This window comes from Tunicatimonas pelagia, from assembly GCF_030506325.1.
Classification (GTDB): Bacteria; Bacteroidota; Bacteroidia; order Cytophagales; family Cyclobacteriaceae; genus Tunicatimonas; species Tunicatimonas pelagia.
Genome location: NZ_CP120683.1, coordinates 6,216,370 through 6,243,307 on the forward strand (window position 1 = coordinate 6,216,370; position 26,938 = coordinate 6,243,307).

Consider the following 26,938-nt stretch of genomic DNA (forward strand, 5'->3'; position numbering starts at 1 on the left):
TTCTGACCAGAGTAAAGGAAAAAACAGACAAAAACCGTAAAGCTTACAAACGGTAGAATATTCAAGCTGCCGTTCAAAAGTAATTAGCATTTCGTAGGGCTGATTAGCGGAAGTATCAGCCAATTTCAGAGAAGCAAACGAGACAGACGGTCCGTTATGCTACTAGCTTTTTTACCCTCAACGAATAAAAACACCTTAACCTTACTGAGGATGGAACTCTCAATCGTCATTCCACTCTATAACGAAGAAAAAAATGTACCGCTCTTGTTATCAAGATTAGAGCAGGCACTAGCAAGTTATCAATATGAACTGATTCTGGTCGATGATGGGTCTACCGATCAGACCATCAGCCAAATTCATCTTCATGCTAACCACCGGGTTCGTTTGGTTTCACTAAACTACAATCAGGGACAGACCTACGCCATGAAAAAAGGGATTGCGCTAGCCGATGGTGACTATATTGTTACGATGGACGGAGACCTGCAAAATGATCCTTCGGACATTCCCCGCCTACTCAATAAGCTGGTTGAAGGTGGATACGACATGGTAGCGGGTTACCGGAAAAAACGAAAAGATCCTTGGCACCATACTTTTCCCAGTCGGTTGGCTAATTGGGTGATTCGTACCACCACGGGCGTACACGTGCGGGACTACGGCTGTACGTTAAAGGTCTTTCGCGCCAATTTAGCCAAATCTTTAGATTTGCACGGGGAGCTGCATCGCTTTATTCCGGTTCTGGCGCACCTTCAGGGAGCCCGTATTGGCGAACTACCGGTGCACCACGCACCTCGTCTGCACGGCAAGTCAAACTATGGCCTGAATCGTACATTTAAAGTAATCAGCGATTTGTTACTCGTGCTTTTCTTTAAGAAATACTGGTCCCGAGCGATGCATCTCTTCGGTACTGTCGGTCTTTTACTCGTGGCAGCAGGGAGCATTACGTTAACCTATTTGATCGGGGTTAAGCTACTTGGGTACGATATTGGCGGACGCCCGCTCTTACTACTGGGTATGATGTCAGTTTTAGGAGGATTGCAATTTGTCTCCTTCGGGTTTATTGCGGAGATGCTCTATCGCTTGCACCAACGGCAACCCGCTGAGAGTTCGGAAGTAACTGACTTCAATCGACTTCCTTCGGCATCTCCTGATACCACTGAAACGCTGCCTTGGCGGGCTTCATCTTCTTCAATGCACGTATAATGGTTGAGAGAAATGTCGCCCTGGATAACCGGGTTTTCTATGGTCTGCTAGTAGCCATTGTAGGGGTATACGTAGCCGGGATAGGAGCTAATAGTATTTGGACTACGCACGAAAGCTACTACGCCGTAGCTGTGCGTGAAATGTTAGAGTCGGGTGATTGGATGACAATTACCTTCAATGGTGAATTGCGGTTTAATAAGCCGCCACTCACGTATTGGCTGATGGCAGCTTCTGCATCTGTTTTTGGTTTGAAGGAGTGGGCATTGCGCTTGCCAATCTTGCTGTGCTCATTAGGCACCCTCGTTGTAACCTATCGGTTAGGAGTGGTATTATTTAGCAAGGCAGTGGGGCGATGGGCTTTACTGTTCATGGCGGTGAGTTTACAGTTTGCGTGGCTCAAGCACTACGCTTCTCCAGAAATTCCGCTGACCTTTTTCTTTACCTTAACCATCTACGGGTTTGTCAGGGGCCTACAAGACCAGCGAAAAGGGTATCTATTGCTTGCTTTTACTGCTTTGTCGCTCACGTTACTGGTGAAAGGGTGGCCGTATTTTTTGGTAGTGTATACGGTATTGGGAGCTTTTCTCTTACTGCATTACCGCTTCTCTTTATCATCCATTAAGAAAGTCATCCCTTGGGGATGGTTCTTAGGAGGAAGCCTAATTGCACTGCTAATTGGACTAAGTTGGTTGGGGCTGATGTACTTGCGCTATGAGGAGGAACTACTCGAGGTACTACATTTTGAGACCAGTCAACGTGCAGTTCGTAGTAATCAGTCTAGTTTCTGGAAGCAATGGTTTTTTTACCCCGAAGCAATTGTATGGAGTTTCTTTCCGGGATCGCTCGTGCTATACTATGCTTTATTTTTTTATTTGAAGAAAGGCTTAACCAGCTTACAAAAAATAGCCTTGCCTGTTGCGTGGCTGGGAGTGATGCTGCTGGGGTTTACCTTGGCTCAAGGCAAACTACCCGCTTATATTCTGCAAGCACATCCGGCTATGGCATTACTGTGCGCTTATTTTGTTGTTCAATCTCAGCAAAATAGAAAGGTACAGCAGATTAATGCGTGGTTGTGGGGACTGGCTACCTTTGTTGCTGTCGTATTTTCGGTCAGCTTAGTGATCGCTTTTCATCTATCGGTGGCTTGGTACTTGGTGATTGGATTGTTAGCCGGTATAGCCGTACGACAGTACGCTAAGCATTATTTGCAATACGCGCCTACCCTGGCCGTAGCCTCTACGGTAGTTGCTCTCGCTATTTTGTTTCTTAGCCTTTACCCTTCATTAGAACAATACCGTCCTTATCGCGCTATTCGGCAGGCGATCGCAGATCATCAAATTTCGGAAGAAGTGCCGATGGTAGTGGAAGAGCGGTTTATCCACAATATGCCTTTCTATGCGGAGCGAAAGGTGCTGAAAGATCGACAGTATACTTGGGCGGACATTGTTCGTATGGAAAAGGAAAAGCCCGTACTTGGGTTGGTAAAAACTGGCCACGCTTTACCAGCAGGATACGAGGTGCTATGGCAAGGATGGATATATCGTAAGGGTTCAGAATCGCACGGCTTTCGGTTCATCTTACACTGTTGGTATGCGTTCCAAGGAAATAATCATCACTTTCAGGAGTATCAATTGGTTTATCAACCTGCATCAAGTATACCACAGAATCTTCCGGTCGCACTAGATGAGCAGCGTAGGCCACTTGCTGATTGAAACTAATCCCTTTATTTCGGAAAAAGCTATTAACAAAAGCTCTTCGTTTAGTAGATCAGAAGGGTCTCGTCAATGGCTTTTCCATACGCGGCCTAATCAGATTATTTCCGCAGTAAGCGAATGGTTTGGGTGCGCTTGGGAGTTTGTATCGTCAGAAAGTAAACTCCTGGTGCTAGCAACTCCTTTACCTGTATCTGAGCTTGGTTGACGGCAAGGTTATACGAGCGTCCCAAAATATCAGATAGCCTAAGCTGATAGTTTCCCGTGAGTGGTTCAGGTAGATAGATTTCTTGCTCAAACGGATTGGGATATACTACCGCTTTTTCGCTAAGTGGATCATCTAATGAAGTGACAGGATCTTCAGTTTGCTCCACTTCCGCTGCTACTACGTAGGTACGGGTGCTTCCGTCCTGAGCTACTACAGTGTAGTCAACCTCTTGGCTGAAATCGTTACTGGAAATTCCACTAATTTGCTGGAACTCACCCACAAATACTTCTGAGCTAGGTGAGGCCGTGAAACGGGCTACTAGTGTACTGGGGTCAGTATCTTCGGGTAGCACTAATTTTATGCTATCGTTACTGATAGTGCCCACAACATTGCCCGTCTCTAGTAACATCTCATAAGAAAGAATATCCTTTTCCGAACTATTGATAACCCGCTCACCCTGACTGAACCAGGTAGTCCATTTTGCAAAGATATAAGGGGTTTCTAGTTCGCCATCAGAAGATACCTTGTCTTTGAGTGCAATTCGCCCGACAGCTGGGTTACCATCCTCGTCAATCACATCGAATACCATAAAACGGTCGTCGCTGGAATAGCTGGGGAAACCTAGAGTATTATTTTCGAATACCATATTAGTTTCACCCGTACTTAGATCAGTAGCAATAATCTGATAAGTTTCATCTTCAGTATCAAACAGGTCAAAGCAGATGATATTTCGGTTGGTTTTGGAGAAAGATGGGTTGCCAATATTGGTGCCTCGGGGAAGGTTCGTGAAAATCTTCTGAATACTACCATCGCCGAAGCTGTCTTCGGTATTATCCCACACCCGAATAGCACCCACATCCCAGTATTCAATAGTCTCCCCAAACCCGAAGCCCTGTACTTGGTTAAAAGCATCGTATATCAGAAACTCGCCGGAATAATCCCACTCAATGGCATCTGCGTACTGCACTTCCCCGGTGGTAATTCCGTCTTGGGTAGTTGGGTTGAACAGTTCAAATTGCATAACATTATCCGTATCACGGGTAAGATCAATCACCCAGATTTCCGGCATTTCTCGATTGGGAATGATGGCTAGCCGATTTCCATCTTTGGAGATACTGAGGTTAGACCAGAATGATTCATCGCTGATAACTTGTTCGTTAAAAGGAGGGGATAATTCAATACCCTGAATCGTTTCATCTTCCGTAATAAAGAAAGCAGTGCTACCATCATCAGTAATAGTTGGCTTACGATTAACCGTAGAGATTGAGATAGGAGCAAACTCTTCATTAGCTAGATCTACCAAGTACAAGCTATGCATATTGCCTGCGTTATCCTGGTCTTCCTCATCGGTATTTACTGTCAGTAAAAACTCACTTCCCGCAATGGTAGGCAGCTCATCTCCATCATCATCTCCACCGCCTCCTGGATTACTATCACCAACCTCTTCGGTAATTCCTACCGCATCAAAGGCGGTTGCTACTACCTGGATTTCAGCAGCGTCAGCACCAAACAGATCGTTGGCTGAGTTAAGTAATGCTAGCCGTAGGTCAGAAAATTCTGAACTAGCCGTAAGGTAGGTGGTAAGTGCGTGGTAGTATAGCTCACCCGCCCGGTCGCGACCAATCTCATTGGCTATCAGGAAGAAAGCTCGATTCGGAATGCCACTATTGATATGAACTCCTCCATTATCTTCTTCTCCGGTATAAATCTCGGACATATGGTCAGGTTGGAAACCATTATCTCGTAGCGAAGTACCGCCATTGTGAGGCGACTCCATATCGCGAAGAGCACCCGAAGGAAAAACTTGGGTATTCACCACATCTTCACCTAGTAGAAAGTCTTCGTTCTCAATCAGCACGCCAAATACGTCGGCAATGTGCTCATTAATAGCCCCTGATTGATTACGGTACACTAAGTTAGCCGTGGCATTAATCACCCCGTGGGTCATTTCGTGTCCGCCCACATCTAACGAACCCGCCAAGGGACGGAAGGCAACGTCGCCATTACCGTATACCATGAACGTGCCGTTCCAGAAGGCATTATCCATGCCACTGCTATCGTCTTCCACATAATTCACTACCGAGAGAATATTTCCGCCCTCGCCATCAATGGCTAAGCGATTATGTTTCTGCCGAAAGTAATCATAAGCTATCGAGACATTAACATGGGCTGACACGGCAGCGGGGTCAGCGAATACATTAGTTTCACTGAATGAGATACTAACTGATTCCGGCTCAGGCCTACTCAGGGCATCGTAGGTAATCAGCACTCCTTCCAAGTCTTGAATTGATGTTCCGGCGGGACTTTTAAATATATCTTTGGAAGCATCAATCAAACCAAAACCATCGGAAGCTTGCCAAACATTGAGGGTTTGGTTTACATTGTTTAAGTCAATACCACTTCCCTGAGAGGCATTGGTAAGGCGTAGAGGAGACATTGATTGAGTTGCTTGACGAGGAGCAGAATGATGGTGATGAGCATCAGCATCAGCATCAGTTTTTCCGTGGGGTAGGTGCATTTCAGGGGCGAAGCTACAAGTGAGATTGGTTTTTTGAATCAGTGCCCCGCTTTGGGCATCAATCATAATCTCCCAGTAGTCCAGCATGTTGGGACGAGCCATTACCTGCCAGGCTAATTGAGGTGTACCCGTTTCCCAATTGGGTAATATAACCAGCTTGGCTTCGGGACCAGTGTATTGTAGTAGTTTCTTTTGCGTTTCATTTAGATAACTAACCGCTTCCAGTTGTCCTAAAGCCGCTTGAATGGCATCAGTATCAGTGATGGAAGGGTTCGTATTCAGCAAGTGAGGGGTAGGCATATACCGACCGTTCAGCCCCTGCACCGCTCGCTGATTCGCGTGAACAATAATTTCGCTACCGTATATGTCAATTCCCTGATACTGCTGCTGGAGGCGCAGATGACGATTATTACGAACATCCGTCCACTGCTGCTTGGGAACAAACTCATCATTGGGTGCTGATATTTGCATCAGTTCGGAGACTTCATCTAAATAAAGGTTAGCTGCCGACGGAAAATCAGTAGCAATTCGAGCAGCTTGATTGTTAGCAGTAGGCAACTCACCTTTAATTTCCCGAGGTGGCTCTTGCCCTCGCGCGCCTCTTACCTGGAGGTTAAGCGAAGAAAGTGAGCCTTTCAGGTTGGGCATAAAATTAGCCTGACGAGCGGACTTGCTTTTCGCTCCGTTACGGGTTTGGTACTTAAACGAAGGCTTCTGAATTTCTTGGGAACGCTGTTTCTTTACTTCCCAGGCCTCTGACTGGGCAAACAACAGGCTACTTCCCAATAAGCAGCCGAATAGCAATAGTAGTGGTAATATGCGGGTCATAACGATTCAGAAGTTAATGTTTGGAGATATTCGTAAAATGACGTGAGGCTGTCGGCAGGAGTAAAACCTTGCCTCCCCCACGTACATTGCCGAACGGTATCGGTATGGATAGTGAGAAAATAATAGATATTGCCTGGTTCTTTGCTGCCAAAAGCCGTGCCTGGCAATGCTTCGGCTTGAGAAAATACCTGCTTTCGTTCGGCTTTATTTAAGCGAGGTAGTGATTTATACTCTTTGGTTAGGTTATTATGCTGGTAAGCTCGCCCATTTTGTAGTATGTAGTACGTGCTTACTTGATTAGCCATACCACCTCCCTTTCCAAAAGTAATGTAGTGCTGATCGATAGTTTCCGGTTGAAAACTGGCACGCTGGCAGTTACTTAAACTAAACAAGAAGCAAAGAGCAGTAAAGGAGTAGAATAGATGCATGAGCAAAAGTAAGTAGTAAACCTTTTATAGCATTATCCCGGAAGGATAAGCAAGGTTAATGGTAATTGGTAATTTTTCTCCTCTGAAAATTTTAGGTACAAGATACGTGCTAGGTAGCAGTATTGCCACTTCATGCTATTATGATTTGGAGAAGTATACCCATAAATACTGAAAATGGGTAATTGATGTAGGAGTAAGGATAGGGAGTAATAATTGATGAATGATGGGAAAAATCCAGTGTTTTGGAATGAAAAGTGAGGGGTAGGAAGCTAAAAGCGGAGCTGAATCTTTGTCGGTATCAAAACATCAAGGTGTAATCCACTTGCCATTGAGCATCACCCGGTTTATCTGATACATGGCCCGAATGTCCTCTAGCGGGTTGGCATCAAGTAGCAGTAGATCAGCCTGTTTGCCGACTTCCACGCTGCCTAGCTTATCTTCAATCCGAAAGAAGCGGGCGTTTTCTAAGGTAGCCCCTACTAGTACCTCCATCGGCGAAATGCCGCTTTCTACCATCAGCTCCATTTCTCGCTGATACGACCAGCCCCAGTCCGCGTAAGGAATATGACCGTGCGAACCGACGACCATTCGTACTCCTTGCTGTTGCAAATAGCCTGTAACATCTAGCATCCGCTCAAAACCGGTGTGGCGAAGCGTATCTGGTTTTTCTTCACTCAGGCGGTATTCGAAAGCCCCTAGGGTAGGGCAGACGAAGGTTTGTTTCTCTACCAAAAACTTCGCTAAATCATTCACCCGCTGATTGCTGGTATCTAGCCTACTCCATACTCCGTAGCGACCGGGTCGACGAAAATTATTATCCTTAAGCATTGTTTGCCGATAGCGTTCGGCTTTCCGAAGTGGTAACAACGTGGTACCGAAAGAAGTAATATGTTCAATACCGTCTAGTCCGACGTTAATGGCATCGCGAGCATCAGTAATTTCCAGATGTGCCGTCACCGGAATACCCACTTCATGCGCGGTTTCACATACCTGCCGGATGAGGTCAAGTGGCAACCGAAAGTAGACTTTCAGAGCTGATGCCTGCTGGTCTACCAATCGTTCTACAATACGTTTTGCTTCGGTCACGTCTTGTACGACGTACGAGTTTCTCGGGTAAGCTGGGGGGAAACCGTCTAAGTGAGGTCCGGTAAGGTACAGACGGGGAAGGGGCAAGTTCATTTGCCGAGCGGGTTCGTAGGTTTCCATCCACGCCCCTGGATCACGTAGGGAAGTGATACCCCGCTGTAGAAGTTGGACGGGCATAGAGTCGCTGACCAAATGAAAGTGAGCATCAATCAGCCCCGGCAGCAACGTAAGTCCTTGCGCGTCTACTACTTCGGCCCCCATGGGCACATCGGTATCTTTCTTACTTCCTACCGCAGTAATAACACCTTTCTCTACAATGACGGTAGTATTGGGGAGTGGGTCACTACCCGTTCCATCGATCAGCGTAGCTCCGACGATAGCAATAGTTGTGTTCCCCACCGCAATGCTAGCTTCATTGACAGCCCGTACCGGATTGCTAGGTTGAGAAAATAGAACATGCGAGAGAATAACTAACAAAAAGGTAGTGAGGTAGCGTAGGGTAGTAGTCATAGGTTGTATGTGGCAGAGTGTAGGTAGAAGTTAGAAAATATTTTTCAATTATGATGAAAAAAAAGCCGCATCAAGGGTAACCCTAATACGGCTGAATTCATCGTCTCTTTTCGTAAAACGATACGTCTTATTAGCAACTGGTTTTCTACTATTGATTATGAATTTTCTCTAGTGCTGGCAAGGCTATATTATCCCAGCCATTTGCAACATGTCCAAGTCTTTCTGGGTCGTTATTAAAATTTTCAATGGTAGTTGTTAATTCAGTTTTACCATCCACTTCTTTCAAATCGTAAGTTATGTGCAAATAGTTTTCAGGAATATCTTCAATGCCGAAATTTGGGTCAATCGAGGAATATTTTAAGTGCTCATTTTCACTTAGCTCTAAAATGACGCCTTTCTCTCCGCTTTCATATCCGTTAAAATTCCCTTTCCATTTGATCTCACTGCCTACTTTCCAATTAGAATGAGCTTCACAATTAAACATAAATAGTTTTGTTTTATTTGGGTTTGTTAAAGTGTTCCAAACTATTTCTGGCATTGCGTTCAGAATGTTCTTTCTTTTTATTCTTTTTTCCATTTTCTTCTTTTTATTGACTCTGTTTTGTACTTATCACCTTCGTCTTCCCGGGAGTAGGCACAGGGTAGAGGCCGTTCTCATCGGGTACAATAGGTGGTTGAGCATCGAAGGCGAATGTTTCGGGCATCAGGCTTACGTTGGAGTTTAGAGCTTCATCCCAGGTGACGACTTTGCCGGAATAAGTGGCCATTCGCCCTAAGATAGCCGTCATGGTGCTCTTAGCTCCGTTTTCAGCATCAGCCAGTAGTTCCCCGCCGTTGGCAATGGTCTCGAACAGACGGTCGTGTTCTATTTGGTAGGGATTTGCATCGTTTTTACTGCGGTGGCTCCAGATAGTGTTCCCTTTTAAATCCGTGATTTCAGTCTTGCCATCGGTGGTTGCCCGGCCTTTGGTTCCTACGAAGGACTCGGCTACTTTATTCATACAGCCCTCAATATGGCGGCACTGGCTATTAATCATGGTACCATCGCCGTAGTGGAATTCTACAAAGTGGTGGTCAAAGATTTCACCGTGGTCGGGGCCCGTGCGTACTTCGCGTCCGCCCATACCTTGCGCCATTGTCGGATAGGCTTGTTTGGCCCAGTTAGCTACGTCAATATTGTGGATATGCTGTTCTAAAATATGATCGCCGCAGAGCCAGTTGAAGTAGTACCAGTTTCGCATTTGGTACTCCATCTCAGTTTGTCCTTCTTCGCGCGGACGCACCCACACCCCGCTGCTGTTCCAGTATACTTGTCCACCCACAATATCACCAATCTCACCGTTGTGAATACGCTCCATCAGTGCCAGATAGCTGGGTTGATAGTGGCGTTGCAGACCGACGACTACGTTGAGGTCTTTTTCTTTCGCTTTCTTGGCTACTTCCAGCACTTTTCGTACTCCGGGAGCATCGGTTGCCACCGGTTTTTCCATAAACACATGCTTTCCGGCATTCACAGCTTCTTCAAAGTGTATGGGGCGGAAGCCAGGAGGGGTGGTTAGGATGACCACATCGGCCAGCGCAATAGCGTCTTTGTAGCCTTCAAATCCTACGAACTTATTTTCTTCCGGTACATCAATTCGTCCTGATTCGCCGTGCTTCTGAGTAAGGTTATCGTAGCATTTATCCAGGCGGTCCCGAAACGCATCGCACATAGCAACAAGTTTCACATCTTGGTCTACGCTCATCGCTTGACTGGCGGCTCCGGTTCCCCGTCCCCCGCAACCGATTACAGCTACTTTGATAGTTTCGTTACCGCGCACGTAAGCACTTGCCTCTACGGGCAATTGGCTAATTAATAATCCGCCTCCCGCTGCTGCTACGGCTGAATTGCGGACAAATTTACGACGATTCATTGTTAGGTTCTTGTTCATATTTTTTGTTGTTTAATTATCAAATGGCTAGGAGCGTGGGGCGGGGAGGTCAGAATGAATGCTCTTCACTTTACTTCTACGCATTGGCTACTAGTTTCTAATTTCATGTTTTATTATCTCATAATTTTTCCCTACTCCTTGCGCCCTGCTCTATATATCCTCTATAAAGTTGATCCAGTACTTGTTTTGCACTTCTTCGGCTGGGGCGACCTGAGGCCGTACCAGGCGGATGCCAACCCAGCGAGCGTTCGTGAGCCACCAGCGACTTTTAGGTATTTGGGGATCGTGGATTTTCCAGTTGGGGTTAGACCCCAGCCTCGCGGCCGAGCGAAGCATTTCAGGATCGTCATCGTAGGTTCCTCCTCGAGCTGCCCGGGGGTACAACTCGGTAGGTTCGTTCCAGGGGTTTTTCGAGGTTGCCTTGTCCAAGCTGGCGTAATACGCTGGGTTGTACTGGTCTAGCGTCCATTCGGCAATATTGCCGTGCATATCGTGTAACCCCCAGGGGTTAGGCTTTTTGGTACCAATCTTTTCGTAGCCCCCGTTGGTGTTACCGTAGTGCCAAGCGTATTCATCTAGCTGAGAGACATCATCGCCGAAAGAGTAAGCCGTAGTAGTACCCGCTCGACAGGCGTATTCCCACTCAGCTTCAGTCGGGAGGCGATAGTAATGTCCGGTTTTGGCACTGAGCCACTTACAAAATTGGCTGGCAGCGTACTGGGTCATACAGATAGCTGGGTAGCCGTATTTACCCATGTTAAAGCTCATATCTAGGTAAGGAGGAGTAGGTCGAGATACTGCATCCACACTGGGAATTTTGGCGGCATCTAATCCACCGTTTTCTTCGGCGTAGCGTTTTTCTAGTTCCTGAAACATAAACACTTCGTATACATCCCACGGAATTTCGTACTTTCCCATCCAGAAGGGATCAACCATTATTTCAACTTGGGGGCCTTCGTCGTCTTGGCGGTTTTCTTCTGATTCAGGACTACCCATCATAAAGCTACCGCCAGGAATGGGGAGCATCTCGAGGGAGAAGCTAGTACCTGGTACGGCTTCATCGTAAGCCTCAAAGGATTCTTCCGCCGTTGGTTTAGAAATGTAGCCCTGCGTAGCTAGTAGTAGTATACTACTGACCGTAAGAAGTTGATTGAACCGATTAAGATGAAAGGAAAATTGGGGTCGGAATAGGTTTTTGATTAGATTGTTGATATGCATTCGTTAGCGAAAATTCAATAGGTAGGTATAAAAACAGTGTAAATTTACTGTTATCTCCTAATTTAGCGAAATTTCTTTAATTCTTGGAGTGGGAATCTGATGTTTCTGGCTACTAACTTAGCTCAATCTGGGTGGTTTGAGCCGATTCGTCTACTGATATGCTAGCTTCCTCAAAAGAAGGTGGCCCTAGTGTGCCTCGGGCATTGTTGGAGAAGCCATAATTCTCTTTGGGTATCCCTACTAGGTTTGTATCTAGTTTTCCGTTTTCGTTTTCGTCGTGGTAAGCGGCAATGGCATAATCACCTTCGGGTAGAGAAAAGGTGGCTTCCACCGTCTGTTTTCCGTTTACCTTTACCTCTTGTGCCAAAAACGGGGTTTTGGTAAATGCTTCGGCTGAATTGTAGACGGCTATTCGTACTTGACCTTCTGAGGACGCTAGTCCGGTTATCTGAATTGTTAGGTTTTGGTTTTCATTTTCAGAAGGAAGGTTGGGCATGAGTAAAAGAGCTAGTGATAGAAAAAGTGTAAGCATGTTGAAAAGCTTTGAGTATAGTGTTTTAAGATTTACAAATTCAAAACGCTAAACTTTCTATCTTGTTATGTTCCCTTACTTACAGCACTTGCCTTTTATTTTTCAAAAAGTCTTGATAAAAAGCCTTTCTTTTTATTCTTTAAACCCCAAACTAATTCGGTGGGATGTCTTTCTGTAACTAAATGATGGCATAACATCTAATTGCCAGTTACTTAAGACAAGGTTTTACTTTACATAATTGCTACCAAGATCAAATTTAGGGCGACCATCCCATGTTGGCCGCGTCACTGTGATTTACAATTTTTTCCAAATTCTTTAGCTTAGCAAAAATTCCATCACTGCGTTAGTTCTACAGTTGGGAAGAGCTTTCTTTAAAGGGTCAAGGCTTTCTGGATATAGTTATTCATTTCATGCTTCCTGGTCCATAGCCGAAATGGTCTTTAAATACCCGGGAGAAGTGCGAATAGTTGGCAAAACCAACCTGATTGTACACTTTCGTTACGTTGGTGCCCGTGTGCTGGAGCAGATAATGAGCTTGTTCCAGCCGTTTGACCCGAAGCCATTTAGCCGGGGTCACTTTAAAAGTACGCTGAAAATCCCGCTTAAAGGTCGCCAAACTGCGACCGCTCATGGCGGCAAACTCTTCCAGCGATGCATACTTCAGATAGTTTTGCTCCATAACGTCCACTAAGTCTTTCTGCGCCACTATGGGCCCGGAAAGTAGCTGGGAAGCGATCTCAGGATGCTGGTTGGTGAGGTGAATGAGTAGCTCCGTTACTTTGAGTTGCAGTAACTGCCGGTCGTACTTAAGCTTACTTTGAAACAGGTTGAGCACCGAACGTACGAAGTCCAGAAATTGAAGGGTCGGCTCTGTGACAAAATGGTCTTGCGCCTTGGCCGGATGCGACGGCACGATCTTACGTTCAGCTAAGAACCGTTGAATAAATGCATCGTTTAAAAAGAATAATACGCTGGCGTAGCCCCGTTCGGGCGTTCCGTGCTTGCGGTAGGGGGCATATACATTTCGGTTCAACAGCCCCACCTGCCCTTCCTCAACGGTGTCGGTGCCCGAAGCAAAATCCAAAGCAATCTTACCAGACAGCATGCAGAGCAATACCCGCTCATTGACATAGATAGAGTCGGCCACCAGCTTTTCGTGATGACAGGATTCTATGATCTTGCAACCGTCCAAATGAATCACTTGATGGTGCTCTGGCATAGTCAGCAGATCCTCAGGAATTTTGAACATAGTAGTGAATGTATGAACTCTATCTTTTACGACTCTTGGTTCGTACTGTTTTTTCTATCCGGCTCACTATTTTTTGCTATTTAGCTCACTGCCCTAAATAGCAAACTTCTTTGAGCTAAATAGCAAAATACTTGATCGTTCTACGACCGTCTGTAAAGATAAATCAAACTTATCACGTTATGAACCTACCCAATTTTTTCTTAGTAACATTGCCTACAGTCGTCCTGACAGCTTGGGCTTGCCAAGATGATAATGGTGATGCTCCTTCGGCTACAGATACTGCCCTGGCCGATTTCAATGTGCGCCAACTGATTGTACTCTCCGATGCTGATATGGCCGCCGGAGCCTACGTAGACGGACAACTTCGCCGGGTACCCGGTGACCAGGACGAGTTATCGCTGATTGATTTTTCTAACGCTGATCCAGCCAACAGCATTACTACCGTGCCGGTATCCAATTCGGTCACCAACTGGACAAAAAGTTTAGACGTAAGTCCGGATGACCAAGTAGCCTTTGTGGCCGAAACCCGAGGGCAACTTGACCCAAACGTAACCCAGGTGGACAATGTCGGGGAGATTCCTGCAGCCCAAGCCATTCGGGCTATTGACATCAGCAACCCTAATGCGCTGTCACTAGTGGCTGAAGCGAACGTGGGCAATATCCCATTAGTAGCCCAACTGAGTCCCGAGGGAAACTACCTGGCTACCGTCATTGACGAACCTGGACGCGAAATTGTGTTGCTGCCCTGGCAGGGAAATGCATTCGGTACTCCCCGCTACTTTGCCATAGGACGTAGCTACGAGACTCCCGTCCGAGCCACCGATATTACGTGGCACCCTTCGGGCAACTTCTTGGCAGTGACCTTAGAAGAGAGTCAGCAACTGGCCTTCTACCGAGTCAACGAAGCCCGTACTGAAGTGACAATGATTGGTGAGCCCTTGTCATTGGGTACGCTACCAGGAGCCGGACAGTTCGTGCCCAGTGGGGAGTTTTATATTATTCCTGATGTGAATGGCTTTGTGAACGAAGGTATTCTCTACAACGTGCGGCCCGATTTTGCGGAGGGCAACCACCAGATTGCTTCTCAAGTCGCCACTGGCGGGGCTCCCGAAAGCTTCGGTATCAGTCCTGATGGGGGCCGCATCGTGGTGGCCAATATGGAAGGGTCATGGTTTCCGGAAGGGAGCGAATTTTACACCGAAACCAGCTCATTGTCACTAATAGCGCTAGCAGCAGACGGTACGCTAACCGAGCAGCAGCGCGTACCCTTTGCGGGAGTGTTACCCGAGAGTGTCGTCTTCGACGAAGACGGTGATATGATTGCTGTAGCGATCTACGAATTCCAAGACCAGCCACTGGAAGAGGCTACCGGGGCTGTAGAGTTTTGGCGAGTTGGTGAAACCAGTCTGGAGACTACTGAGGTAATCCTACCGCTTACGCGGGGAGTACACGTACTGGAAGCCGTATACTGAGCCAAATAGCAAAACAATTTGCACTCATTAGGCAAAAAGCTTTGGACTGTACTTCCGTTGGTACCAAGAAAGATACGACTATGATTCGGCACACATCGTTATTCGGATTAGCAGGGGCACTTTACCTGCTCAGCGCACTAAGTATGGCTTGCTCGGAAGGAGAGAACAATCCCCAGCCGATAGCAGTCCTTCCCGATAGCCTGGGCGTAACCTCCCCGGACGATACCTTGACAGACGCGGGGGAGGGGTACCCGGACTCCGTAGCCTTGACCCTAACCGACCGCTACGGTCCGCCCATATACTTCTACGCTCAGGTAGATAAACGTGGCGACTACTTTCGCCGAATGTTTATGGACACCGCCTCGTTTCGGGTCGCCGCTACTACAGGGCAAATTCCCGATGGTGCCCTCATTGCCATGGAAACCTGGGCTAACGAAAGCAGCCAAAGCTCGGTATTTTACCGCACCAAGCGAGGGGATGGGTGGCTCAGCGGGTCGTTCAGCCCCACTCGCCCCGATTTTAGCGATGCCGTTGATATCAACAGTTGTCGCAACTGTCACCAAACTGCCCAGACTACTGATTTTACCTTTACCCGTCCGCTCATGCAGCGGGCGGCCCGGGAAAATCAGGTGCAGTTTATTGAGTGCGACCGAGGGCCAACCGAACCTTGTGACCTGGAAGTATACTTAGGAAATCTATAATCATTCGTTCGTCCCTAATCCCTTGTCATGCTAAAGACATTCAACATTCATTGTTTCACCTTTCTAACGTTATTATTTATGCTTACTGAACCTGTAAATGCGCAGACATTTCGCGACGATTTCGCCTCGCCCAATAGCCTGAACAACTGGCAACAACTAGAAGTGGACGGCTGGCAATCCAAAGTGCGTTCGCTGGAGATACAAAATGGTCATCTAGTGATGGAACCGACTTCCAGTGGCTGGTTTGAGGATAACGTAGCTGGTTTTCTCTATCGAGAGTATACTGGCAACTTTGAACTCACCGCCCGCCTGAAGGTAAGCGGTACCACGACGGACCTTCCCCAAACGGCCTTTTCACTCGCTGGTCTCTTTGTGCGAGCTCCTCACGAATTGCGAGCCGATACCTGGCAGCCAGGACAAGAAAACTGGATGTTCTTCAGTATTGGTTCGGCTACCGAACCCGGAACACCGCAGTTCGAGATCAAAAGCACCTACCAAAGCCAATCTACCCTAAAAATCTATCCGGCGCAAGATGCGTGGGTCACCCTCAAGCTAGTGCGGGTGGATGAGGTCTTCACCCTGCTACACTGCTTTGATGGGCAAGACTGGCAACTGCTGGATCAATTCATTCGCCCGGACTTACCCGAAACCCTTCAGTTGGGGATCACGGCCTACGCGGACTGGCCATCGGTGGCCGAAGTATACCCGGACTACGCGCAGTATAACCGGCAGGGTACGCCGCAGGACCGAGGTAATCTAGTGGCCCGCTTTGATTTTATTAGCATTTCTCCTACTCCGATAGAGAAGGAACTGCCCATTGCCAACCTCATTGGCGAACAGGTACTGACTTCGGTCCAGGAAGCAACTACCGAAACAACCCATGCGAAGCAATAGCCTACGATGGATCGTCGAAGGTTGGCTAATGGTCGGGGGGCTTTTGGGCTGTCAGAAAGAGGAGAACACGGCTCTCCCAGCCATCACCTCTACCGAAGCCTTCTTTGATGAAGCAGTTACTCCGATCTTTTTCCAAAACTGTAATTATTGCCATAGCACGGAGCAGGCGACGGCGGGCATCGTGCTGGATACTTACGCCGATGCCCGTGCTGTGGCCCTCAACGGACAGTTGCTGGGAGCAGTCAACCACGTATCGGGCTACACCCCGATGCCCCTCAACGCCCCCCAACTTCCTGACGAAGAGATTGCCACGATCCGAAGATGGGTGGAGGCAGTTCTCGCAGACGCAGACAACTGATGTTCAGAGGTAGAAGTATGAGTACAGAAAATGGGCCTTTAATGAAAATGGTTACTACACCCAGTGAGGCAGCCTCGGTGGAATAGTTGTTTACATTGGGATGATACTTTCAGGGCAAAAAACTTTCTATCAATTGACGGCGTTGATGGGCACGCTATGAATCTTTGCTTAGCTTTTACAAAAGATACTATACATCTATGAAGAGATACTTCGTATTTCTATATGCTTGTTTGTTTCCTGGCTGGCTGCCAGCCCAGTTATCTGATATCACCTCCTGGAAAAGTTTCTGCTTGGACAACCAATGAAAGCCTGCTCAGTTGGCTCAAACGGTTCTAGTTTAAAGCGAAATGCATCGCTTTGAAGCTATGATAGCGTTTCCAAGCAGCATTATCCAGAACTACTTTTTTACTAAACAATCATTAACCAATCGGTAATAGATGCTGACCACCATCTACCGGGATGACCGCTCCCGCCGTTATCATCATATGGTCAAGCGAATCCAGTCTATCAAAGAGCTGCTTGACACTCGTCTCATCCGAAATGTCTACTTCTTCGGCTTGACAACCTAACTCGTCAGCGGTTTTCTGGGCTTTCTCTAAAGACCGACTAGTAACAATGACATTCGCACCTTCAGAAAGGGCTACTTCGGCCACTCCACGACCCATGCCACTACTACCGCCTACGCAAAGGACTAACTTATTCTTTAGCTTCATAGGTTGGCTTATTTATTACACTGTGAACAGAATTTTACTGTATCGTCAGAAGTAGAAAGCGGGAGGTCGTAAGCAGTTACCCACCGCCTCCAGCCTCTTGCTTTCTGGTAGTAAGATTAGATGTTATACTTACCTAACTCTACTGTTTTCCCGGTCTTAAACGATTCGTCGGCGGCGAGTACCACCCGAAGACTATTGATCGCATCCTGGTGGTGTTGGGATAAATCCATATCCTCGCTGATCGCTTTGTAGAAGAGTTCCTGTTCCCGGTCGCAGAGTTCTTGGTGGTCGGGTTCATCGGCGGTACTGACAATTTCGTCTTTCTTAGTAAACTGTCCGTTTTCGTCACGGTCGGCAAAGTGAACTTTCAGGGCGTTGGTTTTGGAGTGGGCATCCACATCATCCGAAGCACTCTGCGATTCCATAATGCTGACGCAGCCCTTCGGCCCGATTACATCCTTTACAAAAAAAGCCGTTTCACTCATCATGGGTCCCCAACCCGCTTCGTACCAACCGACGGATCCATCGTCGAAGGTTACTTGCAAATGGCCGTAGTTGTACATATCCGAAGCTACTTCGTCGGTCAGTCGCGCCCCGATGCCGCTTACGCGAATAGGATTGGCTTGGGTCATCAGACACATCACGTCTACGTAGTGTACTCCGCAGTCTACGATAGGCGACATGGATTTCATGAGATTTTTGTGGGTGGCCCAGGTTTTACCGCTACTCTGTTGGTTCAGGTTCATCCGCATCACCAACGGTTTGCCCAATGTTTGGGATATTTCAATAAACTTCTGCCAAGCTGGGTGTACCCGCACAATGTAGCCAATTAGTAGTTTTTTACCCGTTTCTTGCGCTATCTTCACAATCTCTTCACACTCCTCAATGGTGTTAGCCAACGGCTTTTCTACAAATACGTGCGCTCCGGCTTTTAGACTAGCAGTAACGTATTCGGCGTGGGTATCAGGGTAGGTGTTGACTGACACAGCATCGGGCTGGGTTTCTTTTAGGGCTTCGTAGAAATCACTGAACAGCGGTATTCCGCCACCTAGTTCATCGGACAATGTTTGACGGCTTTCTGATCCTCGGCTAACGAGGCCAGCTATCTCAAATTGATTCATTGTATGATACGCCCGGGCGTGGGACGCTCCCATATTACCGCATCCGACAACGAGTACTCTAATAGGTTGGGTCATATTGTTAAGTGATTTGGTGTGTAAATGAGAGAATGTTTAATAGATAATGCGGTGCGATAATACAGCTTTTTGGAGCGAACTACAATGGGTAGTAGGGAGAAGCAATTTGAGGGGGATGCCTCCGAGTTATCCAGATAGGGCACAGAAGGTCTTGTGGGCAAGTCCGAGCCGCTCGCAATAAACGTTTAAATGTACAATTACTTTAAAACGAAGGGGTGATCTCACATATTTTTGTAAATTTTTGATTATTACAAAATAATATTGAAAATTGTACAGTATACAACCGAAGGCTTACTTTCCTAATGATTAGTAAAGATACGTGCGATGAAGATCTGCTTTGCCTGTTCCAGCAGGGAAGTGAAGCAGCGTTTGAGGTGCTGTACAATCGCTACTGGGAACGGATGCTAACGATTGCTTACTACCGTATCGGTTGTGTAGAAACGGCTAAAGGGTTGGTGCAAGACGTTTTTGCTAATTTGTGGCAGCGAAGGGAGCAGCTTGCTATCAAAACCACCTTTGTTATCTACCTATCTTCAGCAATGCGGTACGCCGTACTGGATCATATACGATCTCAAGTAGTTCAGGAGAAATACGTGGCCGCTATCAAGAAAGCCGCGCAGCAGGTAGACGACACTACGCTAGAATCGATAGAATACCGGGAGCTGACCCAGGTACTCAATCAAGAGATTGGTAAACTTCCGGCGAAGTGCCAAACGGTATTCAGGTTGAGCCGGGTGGACCATCATTCCAACCAAGAGATTGCGAAACAACTGAACATATCACCCAAAACGGTTGAGAACCATCTTACCAAAGCTCTCAAAATTCTACGTATCAGTCTGCAAGAGTTTATGGTTTTCTTGCTATCAATTATCTTTTTACCTCATTGACCCAGCGGTAAATAGCCTATCAAAACGTTCCTAAATATATTTTGTAGATAATTCTGATTTTTTTTGTGCGTGCGTAGGGGATGTGCCCGTCTTACCCGGCTATATAATAAATAGCACGTCCTATGGATCGGGATTTGGATAAAATTATTCGCGACTATCTATCAGGAGAAGACACCCCGGAGGGTAAAGCATTATTCGAGGCTTGGTACGCCGCTCAATCGGAAGGAGCTTCGCCACTAGAAGGTCTGGGTGACGCGGAAAAAGAAAGAATTAGGCAAGAAATTCTAACGAAGGCCAAGCAGCCTCTCTCAATCCTGAAAGAAGAAAAGCCCGATAACCTGCCTAAGAATCATCAAAAACCAATCTGGTACCGAATGGCTGCTGTGTGGGGCGGACTATTACTCATCAGCATAGCTTGCTTGCTGTACTTTAGATACGGGAGTAATACTGTAACTATTCAGACGGCCTACGGCGAAATTAGTGAGGTTGGCCTGCCCGATGGATCAACCGTCACTCTTAATGCTAACTCTACCCTTCGGTACGCTACCGACTGGGAAGAGCAGGCTGATCGAGAAGTGTGGTTGGAGGGAGAAGCGTTCTTCTCGGTAGCACATACCTTGCAAAATCAACGTTTTCGGGTTCATGCTTCTGATATGAATGTGGAAGTGCTAGGTACTGAATTTAATGTGAACACCCGTCGGGGCGATACGGAAGTCGTACTGCATTCGGGTCAGGTAAAGCTTGTAATAGACACTAATCAGGCAGACTCTGCCACAGTAATGAGACCAGGTGAGTTGGCCGCTTACACAGAAAGTGAGCAGCGTCTTGTTAAGAAAGTGGTAAACCCCCAACGTTATTCCCACTGGCGCCAGCAAGAGCTGGTGCTGGACAATACCTCTTTAGGAGAGGTTGCCCAAGCTATGGAGGACTACTACGGCTTTACCATTATCATCCCGAACGATTCGCTAAAAAACAACAGGCTCACGGCTACTACAAAGCTATCGCTAAAAGATGCTGAGCTTATTCTTGCCACCATCTCAGAAATATATGGTATTGAAGTACAGCGAAACGGCAATGAAATAACGCTCGATTATCCATAAAAAGAGCTTGGGGCAAGGAGTGTTTACACCAAGCTCCCCGCCACTTAACGACCAAACAACATGAATATGAACAAGAACCTAACAACAAACACACTATGGTAAGTTTTGTACAAAAACAGACTACACTACTTGTGGTGATCCTGATTGGCTGTTGCCAGTTTGAGGCATTTGGCCAGAAGTTGGCGACGGCTACGCAGCCCTACACTAATCAGTCTGTCCAAGTAAGCTTTCAGGAGGATCAGGGCCAGCAACTGCTAGAGCAGGCCCTGAAAGAAATCGGAACGCAGCATAAAATAAGCTTTGCGTTTGACCAGAAAGTGGTCGATCAAAAGAAGGTACGTAAGTCGGCGTTGAAAGCGAACGACCTCGATCAGTTGCTACGCAATATACTGACTCCGCTCGGGCTTACCTACAAGAAGCTTGATGCTACGCACTACATCATCCGGGTGGCTACGCCTAAGAAACAGTCAGTCGGAAAAGTTGAAACCCGAACTGTGTCGGCAACGGCCAAACAAGCGAGCTTGCTACCATTGTCCGATGCCCGATCGGTAGAGCAGCTTCCTTCCCTGGAAAAAACGATTAGCGGACAAGTGACCGATGAGAACGGGGAGTCGCTACCGGGAGTAAATATTCTGGTGAAGAATACCACCGTAGGTACGGTAACCGATATTGACGGAAATTTTCGGGTTACTGCTCCTGACAATGCTGAGACATTGGTATTTTCCTCAGTGGGGTATCTCACGCAGGAAGTGGCTATCAATAACCGCACGACGATCAATCTAACCATGAGCCCGAACGTAGAATCGTTGTCGGAAGTAGTGGTGGTGGGGTACGGCACGCAGAAGAAGAGCGATGTGACGGGTTCGGTGGTGTCGGTAGATTCGGAGATACTTCAGGAGGCGAATAAGGTCAACGCAGTTCAGGCGATACAGGGGCAGGTGCCCGGTCTGGATATTCAAACCGTGAGCAACAAACCAGGCGGAGGCTTTAACATCCGGGTGCGTGGAGCTAATACGATCAACTTTGAAGAACCCGTGTCGCAGGGTGGGTACAGCCCGGGGCAGAACCCGCTGTTTGTCGTAGACGGTATTTTTGTGGACGACATTTCGTTTATCAACCCTGCGGATATTGAACAGATTGACGTGCTGAAAGATGCCTCAGCTACCGCTATCTATGGAGCTCGGGGTTCCAGCGGAGTAGTGATTGTTACTACCAAACGAGGGAAGTCAGGTAAGCTTTCGGTACAGTACGATAACTACTTCGGGGTGAGGCAACCTTACAACCTACCAGATATTTTTGAGGGCGAAGAGTACGTGGAGTTCATGCGGGATGCGGTAGTAGGACTAGCCTACAGCTCCGGAGATTTCTCAGTGAGCCGGGAAGATGTTGATCTGAGCACCTTCCTGCGGCCCAATGAACTGGAAAATATCGCTAACGGCGAGTACGTGGATTGGGTTGACCTCATCAAGCAAAACGGGTTTCAGATGAACCATACGCTGAGTTTATCCGGCGGCACTGACCGAACTACCTACGGTTTTGGAGCAGGGTACACGGTAGACGAAGGTACGTTTCCGGGTGAATCGCTAGAGCGGTATAACATTCGGGCCAATGTGCAGGGTGAGATCAGCGATAAAATTACCCTCACGTACAGCGGCTACGCCACTTACCAAGTTCTTAACAATGGCAGCTTCGAGGGGTTTCGCAGTGCCTACCGCTTGCGCCCGACTGGAACCGCCTTCGACGAAAACGGGGAACCCGAATTTTGGCCGCTGGAAGGGGAAACCTTTATTACGAACCCGCTCTTTGAGGAAGACAATATCACCCGCGAACATCGCTCGCTGAGCTACATCGGTAATCTTGGTATTACTGTAAAACCTATTGAAGGTCTAAGCTTGACCTCTACCTTCTCACCGAACCTGCGGTTCAACCGCTACGGTGAGTACCGAGGATTGTTTTCTAAGTCGGTTGGGCAGCGGGTAGATAACCGCCGAGCGATTTATAATAACTCTAACAACCTCGGCTATACCTGGGATAATATTATCAACTATGAAGTAAGCCTGGGAGCTGAACATCAGTTGAACGCGACCCTTATATCCTCGGCCTGGACTCAGCGCGATGAGCTTATTGAAACCCAGGTTAGAAACTTTACTACCGATGAATTTCTGTTCTACAATATTGATGCGGGCTCGGACATCAGAGGACTGCAAAACTCTTTTGTTCAGCAGTCAATATTATCGTACTCGGCTCGGCTAAACTACAGCTTGCTATCTAGGTACTTGCTAACAGTAACCGGACGCTACGATGGGTCTTCTATGCTGTCGGAGCAGAACAAGTGGGCGTTTTTCCCCTCGGCTGCTTTGGCCTGGCGAGTGAGTGACGAGGCGTTTATGGAAAATCAGTCGTTTGTATCGGATTTGAAGCTTCGCTTTAGCTACGGGGAAACCGGAAATAATGGTGCTGGGGGAGGATTAAACCCCTTAGGTTCTCAAGCACTAATCAATGCTGGGTTTACCAACTTGGGCGATCAGCCAGTACAATCCGCTTTTTTTGGAACACGAATCGCCAACCAAGACCTAACCTGGGAGCGAACCAGTGAATTCAACCTGGGAATCGATTACGGGTTTTTAGAGAACCGACTCGTCGGCGCATTGGAGCTATACAATCGGCACACCACCGACCTCATTCTGTCCCGTAGCTTACCTACCTTTACCGGAAAAGATCAGATATTTGACAACGTAGGGGAAATTCGTAACCGGGGTATTGAGTTTAACATTCGCAGTGTGAACGTAGATAATGGTTCGTTTAAGTGGACTACTTTATTAAACTTTGCTAGGAATATTAACCGAATTGAGCAACTGTACGGCGGGTTGGATCGCCTTCCGAATTTTTCCACACGAGATGCTGAGCTAATTCACCAAATAGGAGAAGACGTAGGTTCTTTCTTTACTTTCGAGCCCACTGGCATTTGGCAGTTGGATGAGGCAGATGAGGCGCAGGCACTCGGTCAGCAGCCGGGGCAGGTAAAGGTACGGGATGTAAACGAAGATGGTATCATCACTGCTGAGGACCGCACCATTGTGGGTTCCCCCCAGCCGGACTGGACCGGTAGTATCACCAATACCATCAACTTCAAAGGCTTTGACTTCACCGTGTTTGCTTACACCCGGCAGGGAGTTGAATCCTACAGTTGGTTCCACCGCTCGCATGGTTGGGATCAGGACGATGCTCCGGCTCGCTTCAACGGCTGGGCCACGCAATATTGGACTCCCGATAACCCGACCAATACTTGGCACCAGCCCGGAAACTCTGGGCCGTATAAGCGGGCACTATTCTACCGCGATGTGTCGTTCGTGAAAATTGGCTATATGACGCTGGGCTACACCTTGCCTCGTGGGCTGGTAGACCGGCTCGGGCTAAGTAGTTTGCGGGTGTACGCCACGGCGCAGAACCCATTCGTGTTTACCGACTACGAAGGGTGGGACCCTGAAAGTGCCGGAAGAAACTCTTGGGGGGCCGCCTTTCTGTCGCGCACGCTGATGGCCGGAGTAAATGTAAGGTTCTAATCGTAAAAGAAAATATATCATGAAAACAATACATCAATACCTACTTATCATCGTTGGATTCATTGTTCTGAGCGGTTGTGAAGACTTCTTGGAAGAGGAAAACCGACAGTCGCTAACCGATGCCAACGCCTTTGAAAACCCCGAAGTGTTCGACCAGCTTGTGGTGAATGTGTACAGCCAGTACCGGGAGGCTTTTATGGATTTTCAGATGGAGTTTATGGGCACCGATATGGCTACCCGGGAAGCCCTGGTTGCGGGGGTAAGTGAACTGAACGACTACGTGAATATCGCTACCGACAACGGTACAATCAGAGACTACTGGACTCGCTACTACAAAGTGATTGATGCCGCTAATACGGTAGTTTCGCGCGTTGACCAGATTGCGGGAGTCACCGAATCGCAGCGGGAGGTTGGGCTAGCCGAAGCGAAGTTCTTTCGGGCGTTTGCCTACTTCCACTTAGTAGAGCATTTTAGCGACGTTCCGCTGATTGTAGAAGAAGTGACCTCAGCAGAATTTAGCTATACCCGAACCCCGGAGGCCGATGTGTATAACCAGGTGGTAATGGACATAGACGAGGCCATTGCCAACCTGCCTAACGAGGTAGACGTGTACGGTCGGCTGACCAAAGATGCCGCCCGTCATCTCAAATCAAAGATACTACTGACCCGAGGGTATAAATCGTACCGCGAAGAGACCGACTTTTCGGAAGCCGCTGCGCTGGCCGAGACGGTAATTGCCAACCGTCCGCTGGTAGACTCCTTCGAGCTCTTAACCGCTATTGGCAACCAACGCAATTCAGAAGTGATACTTAGTATGCTATTCGGTACTGAGGCGATTGCTCAGGGCGATGGAGTGGGGGCTGATGGTAATGCCCGGCACCAGTTATTTAAATTTACCTACGATATCTATCCCGGCCTTAATCGGTCAAGTATCTACGGACGAGGTTCGGGCATTAGCCTTACGCCTCAGTACTTTGATCTGTTTGAAGCGGGTGACGAGCGGGAAAGTGCCACGCTACGCCGGGTGATTTACGCCCTGGAAGACGATGGTGAGATTATGGTGGGCGATACCGCCGTATTTTTTCCCCGGGAACCTTGGTCAGAGGCCGAGAAAGCGGCGGTACCCTACACGGTTATCAACGAAGACGAATACTACATTCCCAACGGTTTTACCCCGGTTCATTATCCCATGTTCCAAAAGTTTGATGATCCTACCGTTCCCTACGGAGACGCGGGCGGCTTTCGTGATGCGGTTATCTTCCGTTCGGGCGAAGCGTACCTGATTGCGGCCGAAGCCTATCTGGGTGCCGGAGATGCTTCCCAAGCGGCTGAGTACATTAACACGCTACGCAACCGCGCTGGGTTAGGCAACATCACTGCTAACGATGTAACCGTTGATCTTATTCTGAACGAGAGTGCCAAGGAGCTGCTCGGAGAGGTAAGCCGCTGGATGGACCTGAAACGTACCGGAAGGCTCATTGACCGCGTGCTCGCTTTTAATCCGCATGCCGCGCTAAATAATACGCTGGAAGCCAAACACCTGGTTCGCCCTATTCCGCAAAGTGAAATTGACCTAACCGATGGATTGACTCAGAACGAAGGGTACCAATAGGAATGAAAGAATGAGTGAATGTAGGCTATTCCATCCTTCACTCATTCTTTCATTCTCTCTCCTTCGAAATACCCGGTTCGTAGTGGTTATAGCTTCAAAAGCTGTATCTTTCCCCCGTAAAACAACCGGAAAGCTGTGAACCGAGCATTTTTAATTAGGCGACGAATAATAGAGTTTTTACTCATTGGGTTGGGAATTGCTTTCGCTAGTATTGGACTGAAGGGTTTTTTATTACCCAATCACTTCCTCGATGGGGGAGTAACTGGGGTGTCGCTACTAGTCAACCACGTCACCGACTGGAACATTGCTTGGCTAATTGTGGTAATTAATGCTCCGTTTATATGGCTGGGTTATCGGCAAATTTCTAGCATACTAGCCTTCAAGTCTATTATATCTATTCTGATATTTGCAGTGGCCCTGTTTCTGATTGAGGTACCACTGATGACCGAAGATAAGCTGCTCATCGCCATTTTTGGCGGTATTTTTTTGGGAGCTGGTATTGGCTTTAGTGTACGCGGTGGAGCGGTTATTGACGGAACCGAGATTCTTGCTATTTACCTAGGCAAAAAGTTTCGAACAACCATTGGCTCAGTCATCTTAGTATTCAATATTGTCCTGTTCATTATTGCAGCAATGGTTATCGATGTAGAGGTAGCTTTGTACTCTATCCTGACCTATCTGGTGGCTTCTCGCACCACGGACTATATTATTCACGGTATTGAAGAATACATTGGGGTGACGATCATCTCGCCGAAGAGCGAAGAAATTCGGGAGGCAATTACCGAGGCGATGGGCTACGGCCTCACGATTTACCAAGGCAAACGGGGCTACAAGAAAATGCCCCACCTTACCGCTGAGATTGATATTATCCACACCATCGTCACCCGCCTGGACTTACGCCGTTTGCACAACGTAGTAGAGAATATTGATCCGCAGGCGTTTGTAGTAGAATACAATGTGAACGATACCAAGGGCGGGGTGATTAAAAAGAAGTTAGAATAAAAAACTGTATCTACATACGG

General features: G+C 47.5%; 21 protein-coding genes. 11 read left to right on the forward strand and 10 right to left on the reverse strand.

Annotated features, from left to right (window positions below; translation table 11 throughout):
* Positions 1-210: 210 nt before the first annotated feature.
* Positions 211-1,200 carry a glycosyltransferase family 2 protein gene (locus P0M28_RS26565; protein ID WP_302206530.1) on the forward strand — a complete coding sequence of 330 codons (990 nt, stop codon included), beginning with the start codon at positions 211-213 and terminating at the stop codon, positions 1,198-1,200.
* Complete coding sequence (locus P0M28_RS26570; protein ID WP_302206531.1) at positions 1,200-2,912, forward strand: ArnT family glycosyltransferase; 1,713 nt, start codon at positions 1,200-1,202, stop codon at positions 2,910-2,912. The genes P0M28_RS26565 and P0M28_RS26570 overlap by 1 nt, the downstream gene beginning before the upstream one ends.
* Positions 2,913-3,013: 101 nt before the next feature.
* Here the strand turns inward: P0M28_RS26570 and P0M28_RS26575 are convergent, their stop codons facing one another.
* The 8 genes from P0M28_RS26575 to P0M28_RS26610 form a co-directional block, all read right to left on the reverse strand.
* Complete coding sequence (locus P0M28_RS26575) at positions 3,014-6,466, reverse strand: M4 family metallopeptidase (RefSeq protein WP_302206532.1); 3,453 nt, start codon at positions 6,464-6,466, stop codon at positions 3,014-3,016.
* Positions 6,463-6,894 carry a hypothetical protein gene (locus tag P0M28_RS26580; protein WP_302206533.1) on the reverse strand — a complete coding sequence of 144 codons (432 nt, stop codon included), beginning with the start codon at positions 6,892-6,894 and terminating at the stop codon, positions 6,463-6,465. Before P0M28_RS26580 ends, P0M28_RS26575 begins: the two co-directional genes overlap by 4 nt.
* Before the next feature lie 306 nt (positions 6,895-7,200).
* Positions 7,201-8,490, reverse strand: a complete 1,290-nt coding sequence (locus tag P0M28_RS26585; RefSeq protein WP_302206534.1) for an amidohydrolase family protein — start codon at positions 8,488-8,490, stop codon at positions 7,201-7,203.
* A 148-nt stretch (positions 8,491-8,638) separates the two neighbouring features.
* On the reverse strand, positions 8,639-9,067 hold the full coding sequence (locus P0M28_RS26590; RefSeq protein WP_302206535.1) for an SRPBCC family protein: 429 nt from the start codon (positions 9,065-9,067) through the stop codon (positions 8,639-8,641).
* 10 nt (positions 9,068-9,077) lie between these two features.
* A complete protein-coding gene (locus tag P0M28_RS26595) occupies positions 9,078-10,421 on the reverse strand; it encodes a Gfo/Idh/MocA family protein (RefSeq protein ID WP_302206536.1) in 1,344 nt (447 codons plus the stop codon).
* 150 nt (positions 10,422-10,571) lie between these two features.
* Positions 10,572-11,639, reverse strand: coding sequence for a formylglycine-generating enzyme family protein (locus P0M28_RS26600; protein ID WP_302206537.1), 1,068 nt, complete (start codon positions 11,637-11,639; stop codon positions 10,572-10,574).
* Positions 11,640-11,751: 112 nt separating this feature from the next.
* On the reverse strand, positions 11,752-12,171 hold the full coding sequence (locus tag P0M28_RS26605; RefSeq protein ID WP_302206538.1) for a DUF2141 domain-containing protein: 420 nt from the start codon (positions 12,169-12,171) through the stop codon (positions 11,752-11,754).
* A 403-nt stretch (positions 12,172-12,574) separates the two neighbouring features.
* Entirely contained in the window at positions 12,575-13,420 is an 846-nt protein-coding gene (locus tag P0M28_RS26610) for a helix-turn-helix domain-containing protein (protein ID WP_302206539.1), read from the reverse strand.
* A gap of 179 nt (positions 13,421-13,599) precedes the next feature.
* Here P0M28_RS26610 and P0M28_RS26615 point away from each other — a divergent pair, with 179 nt between their 5' ends.
* From P0M28_RS26615 to P0M28_RS26630, 4 genes are all read left to right on the forward strand, one after another.
* A complete protein-coding gene (locus P0M28_RS26615) occupies positions 13,600-14,892 on the forward strand; it encodes a lactonase family protein (RefSeq protein ID WP_302206540.1) in 1,293 nt (430 codons plus the stop codon).
* An 80-nt stretch (positions 14,893-14,972) separates the two neighbouring features.
* Positions 14,973-15,593: a cytochrome P460 family protein gene (locus P0M28_RS26620; protein WP_302206541.1), complete on the forward strand. Its 621-nt coding sequence runs from the start codon at positions 14,973-14,975 to the stop codon at positions 15,591-15,593.
* Between the two features lie 78 nt (positions 15,594-15,671).
* Positions 15,672-16,487 carry a DUF1349 domain-containing protein gene (locus P0M28_RS26625; RefSeq protein ID WP_302206542.1) on the forward strand — a complete coding sequence of 272 codons (816 nt, stop codon included), beginning with the start codon at positions 15,672-15,674 and terminating at the stop codon, positions 16,485-16,487.
* Complete coding sequence (locus P0M28_RS26630) at positions 16,474-16,845, forward strand: c-type cytochrome (protein WP_302206543.1); 372 nt, start codon at positions 16,474-16,476, stop codon at positions 16,843-16,845. Before P0M28_RS26625 ends, P0M28_RS26630 begins: the two co-directional genes overlap by 14 nt.
* Positions 16,846-17,264: 419 nt before the next feature.
* On the opposite strand, the gene P0M28_RS26635 is transcribed toward P0M28_RS26630, so the two are convergent.
* Both P0M28_RS26635 and P0M28_RS26640 read right to left on the reverse strand, forming a co-directional pair.
* Positions 17,265-17,558, reverse strand: coding sequence for an SDR family NAD(P)-dependent oxidoreductase (locus tag P0M28_RS26635; protein WP_302206544.1), 294 nt, complete (start codon positions 17,556-17,558; stop codon positions 17,265-17,267).
* 116 nt (positions 17,559-17,674) lie between these two features.
* Positions 17,675-18,754, reverse strand: coding sequence for a Gfo/Idh/MocA family protein (locus P0M28_RS26640; RefSeq protein ID WP_302206545.1), 1,080 nt, complete (start codon positions 18,752-18,754; stop codon positions 17,675-17,677).
* A 302-nt stretch (positions 18,755-19,056) separates the two neighbouring features.
* Between P0M28_RS26640 and P0M28_RS26645 the strand changes: the two genes are divergently transcribed.
* The 5 genes from P0M28_RS26645 (at position 19,057) to P0M28_RS26665 (ending at position 26,918) form a co-directional block, all read left to right on the forward strand.
* Positions 19,057-19,641, forward strand: coding sequence for an RNA polymerase sigma-70 factor (locus P0M28_RS26645; RefSeq protein ID WP_302206546.1), 585 nt, complete (start codon positions 19,057-19,059; stop codon positions 19,639-19,641).
* Between the two features lie 122 nt (positions 19,642-19,763).
* A complete protein-coding gene (locus P0M28_RS26650; RefSeq protein ID WP_302206547.1) occupies positions 19,764-20,741 on the forward strand; it encodes a FecR family protein in 978 nt (325 codons plus the stop codon).
* Positions 20,742-20,836: 95 nt separating this feature from the next.
* Complete coding sequence (locus tag P0M28_RS26655; RefSeq protein ID WP_302206548.1) at positions 20,837-24,304, forward strand: SusC/RagA family TonB-linked outer membrane protein; 3,468 nt, start codon at positions 20,837-20,839, stop codon at positions 24,302-24,304.
* Between the two features lie 19 nt (positions 24,305-24,323).
* Entirely contained in the window at positions 24,324-25,916 is a 1,593-nt protein-coding gene (locus tag P0M28_RS26660; RefSeq protein WP_302206549.1) for a RagB/SusD family nutrient uptake outer membrane protein, read from the forward strand.
* Between the two features lie 135 nt (positions 25,917-26,051).
* Positions 26,052-26,918, forward strand: a complete 867-nt coding sequence (locus P0M28_RS26665; protein ID WP_302206550.1) for a YitT family protein — start codon at positions 26,052-26,054, stop codon at positions 26,916-26,918.
* Positions 26,919-26,938: the final 20 nt, after the last annotated feature.

Excerpts from the sequence above, each read along its gene's own strand:
- P0M28_RS26565 (WP_302206530.1), top strand. The coding sequence starts at position 211 with ATGGAACTCTCAATCGTCATTCCACTCTATAACGAAGAAAAAAATGTA.
- P0M28_RS26570 (WP_302206531.1), top strand. The coding sequence starts at position 1,200 with ATGGTTGAGAGAAATGTCGCCCTGGATAACCGGGTTTTCTATGGTCTG.
- P0M28_RS26575 (WP_302206532.1), bottom strand. The coding sequence starts at position 6,466 with ATGACCCGCATATTACCACTACTATTGCTATTCGGCTGCTTATTGGGA.
- P0M28_RS26580 (WP_302206533.1), bottom strand. The coding sequence starts at position 6,894 with ATGCATCTATTCTACTCCTTTACTGCTCTTTGCTTCTTGTTTAGTTTA.
- P0M28_RS26585 (WP_302206534.1), bottom strand. The coding sequence starts at position 8,490 with ATGACTACTACCCTACGCTACCTCACTACCTTTTTGTTAGTTATTCTC.
- P0M28_RS26590 (WP_302206535.1), bottom strand. The coding sequence starts at position 9,067 with ATGGAAAAAAGAATAAAAAGAAAGAACATTCTGAACGCAATGCCAGAA.
- P0M28_RS26595 (WP_302206536.1), bottom strand. The coding sequence starts at position 10,421 with ATGAACAAGAACCTAACAATGAATCGTCGTAAATTTGTCCGCAATTCA.
- P0M28_RS26600 (WP_302206537.1), bottom strand. The coding sequence starts at position 11,639 with ATGCATATCAACAATCTAATCAAAAACCTATTCCGACCCCAATTTTCC.
- P0M28_RS26605 (WP_302206538.1), bottom strand. The coding sequence starts at position 12,171 with ATGCTTACACTTTTTCTATCACTAGCTCTTTTACTCATGCCCAACCTT.
- P0M28_RS26610 (WP_302206539.1), bottom strand. The coding sequence starts at position 13,420 with ATGTTCAAAATTCCTGAGGATCTGCTGACTATGCCAGAGCACCATCAA.
- P0M28_RS26615 (WP_302206540.1), top strand. The coding sequence starts at position 13,600 with ATGAACCTACCCAATTTTTTCTTAGTAACATTGCCTACAGTCGTCCTG.
- P0M28_RS26620 (WP_302206541.1), top strand. The coding sequence starts at position 14,973 with ATGATTCGGCACACATCGTTATTCGGATTAGCAGGGGCACTTTACCTG.
- P0M28_RS26625 (WP_302206542.1), top strand. The coding sequence starts at position 15,672 with ATGCTTACTGAACCTGTAAATGCGCAGACATTTCGCGACGATTTCGCC.
- P0M28_RS26630 (WP_302206543.1), top strand. The coding sequence starts at position 16,474 with ATGCGAAGCAATAGCCTACGATGGATCGTCGAAGGTTGGCTAATGGTC.
- P0M28_RS26635 (WP_302206544.1), bottom strand. The coding sequence starts at position 17,558 with ATGAAGCTAAAGAATAAGTTAGTCCTTTGCGTAGGCGGTAGTAGTGGC.
- P0M28_RS26640 (WP_302206545.1), bottom strand. The coding sequence starts at position 18,754 with ATGACCCAACCTATTAGAGTACTCGTTGTCGGATGCGGTAATATGGGA.
- P0M28_RS26645 (WP_302206546.1), top strand. The coding sequence starts at position 19,057 with ATGATTAGTAAAGATACGTGCGATGAAGATCTGCTTTGCCTGTTCCAG.
- P0M28_RS26650 (WP_302206547.1), top strand. The coding sequence starts at position 19,764 with ATGGATCGGGATTTGGATAAAATTATTCGCGACTATCTATCAGGAGAA.
- P0M28_RS26655 (WP_302206548.1), top strand. The coding sequence starts at position 20,837 with ATGGTAAGTTTTGTACAAAAACAGACTACACTACTTGTGGTGATCCTG.
- P0M28_RS26660 (WP_302206549.1), top strand. The coding sequence starts at position 24,324 with ATGAAAACAATACATCAATACCTACTTATCATCGTTGGATTCATTGTT.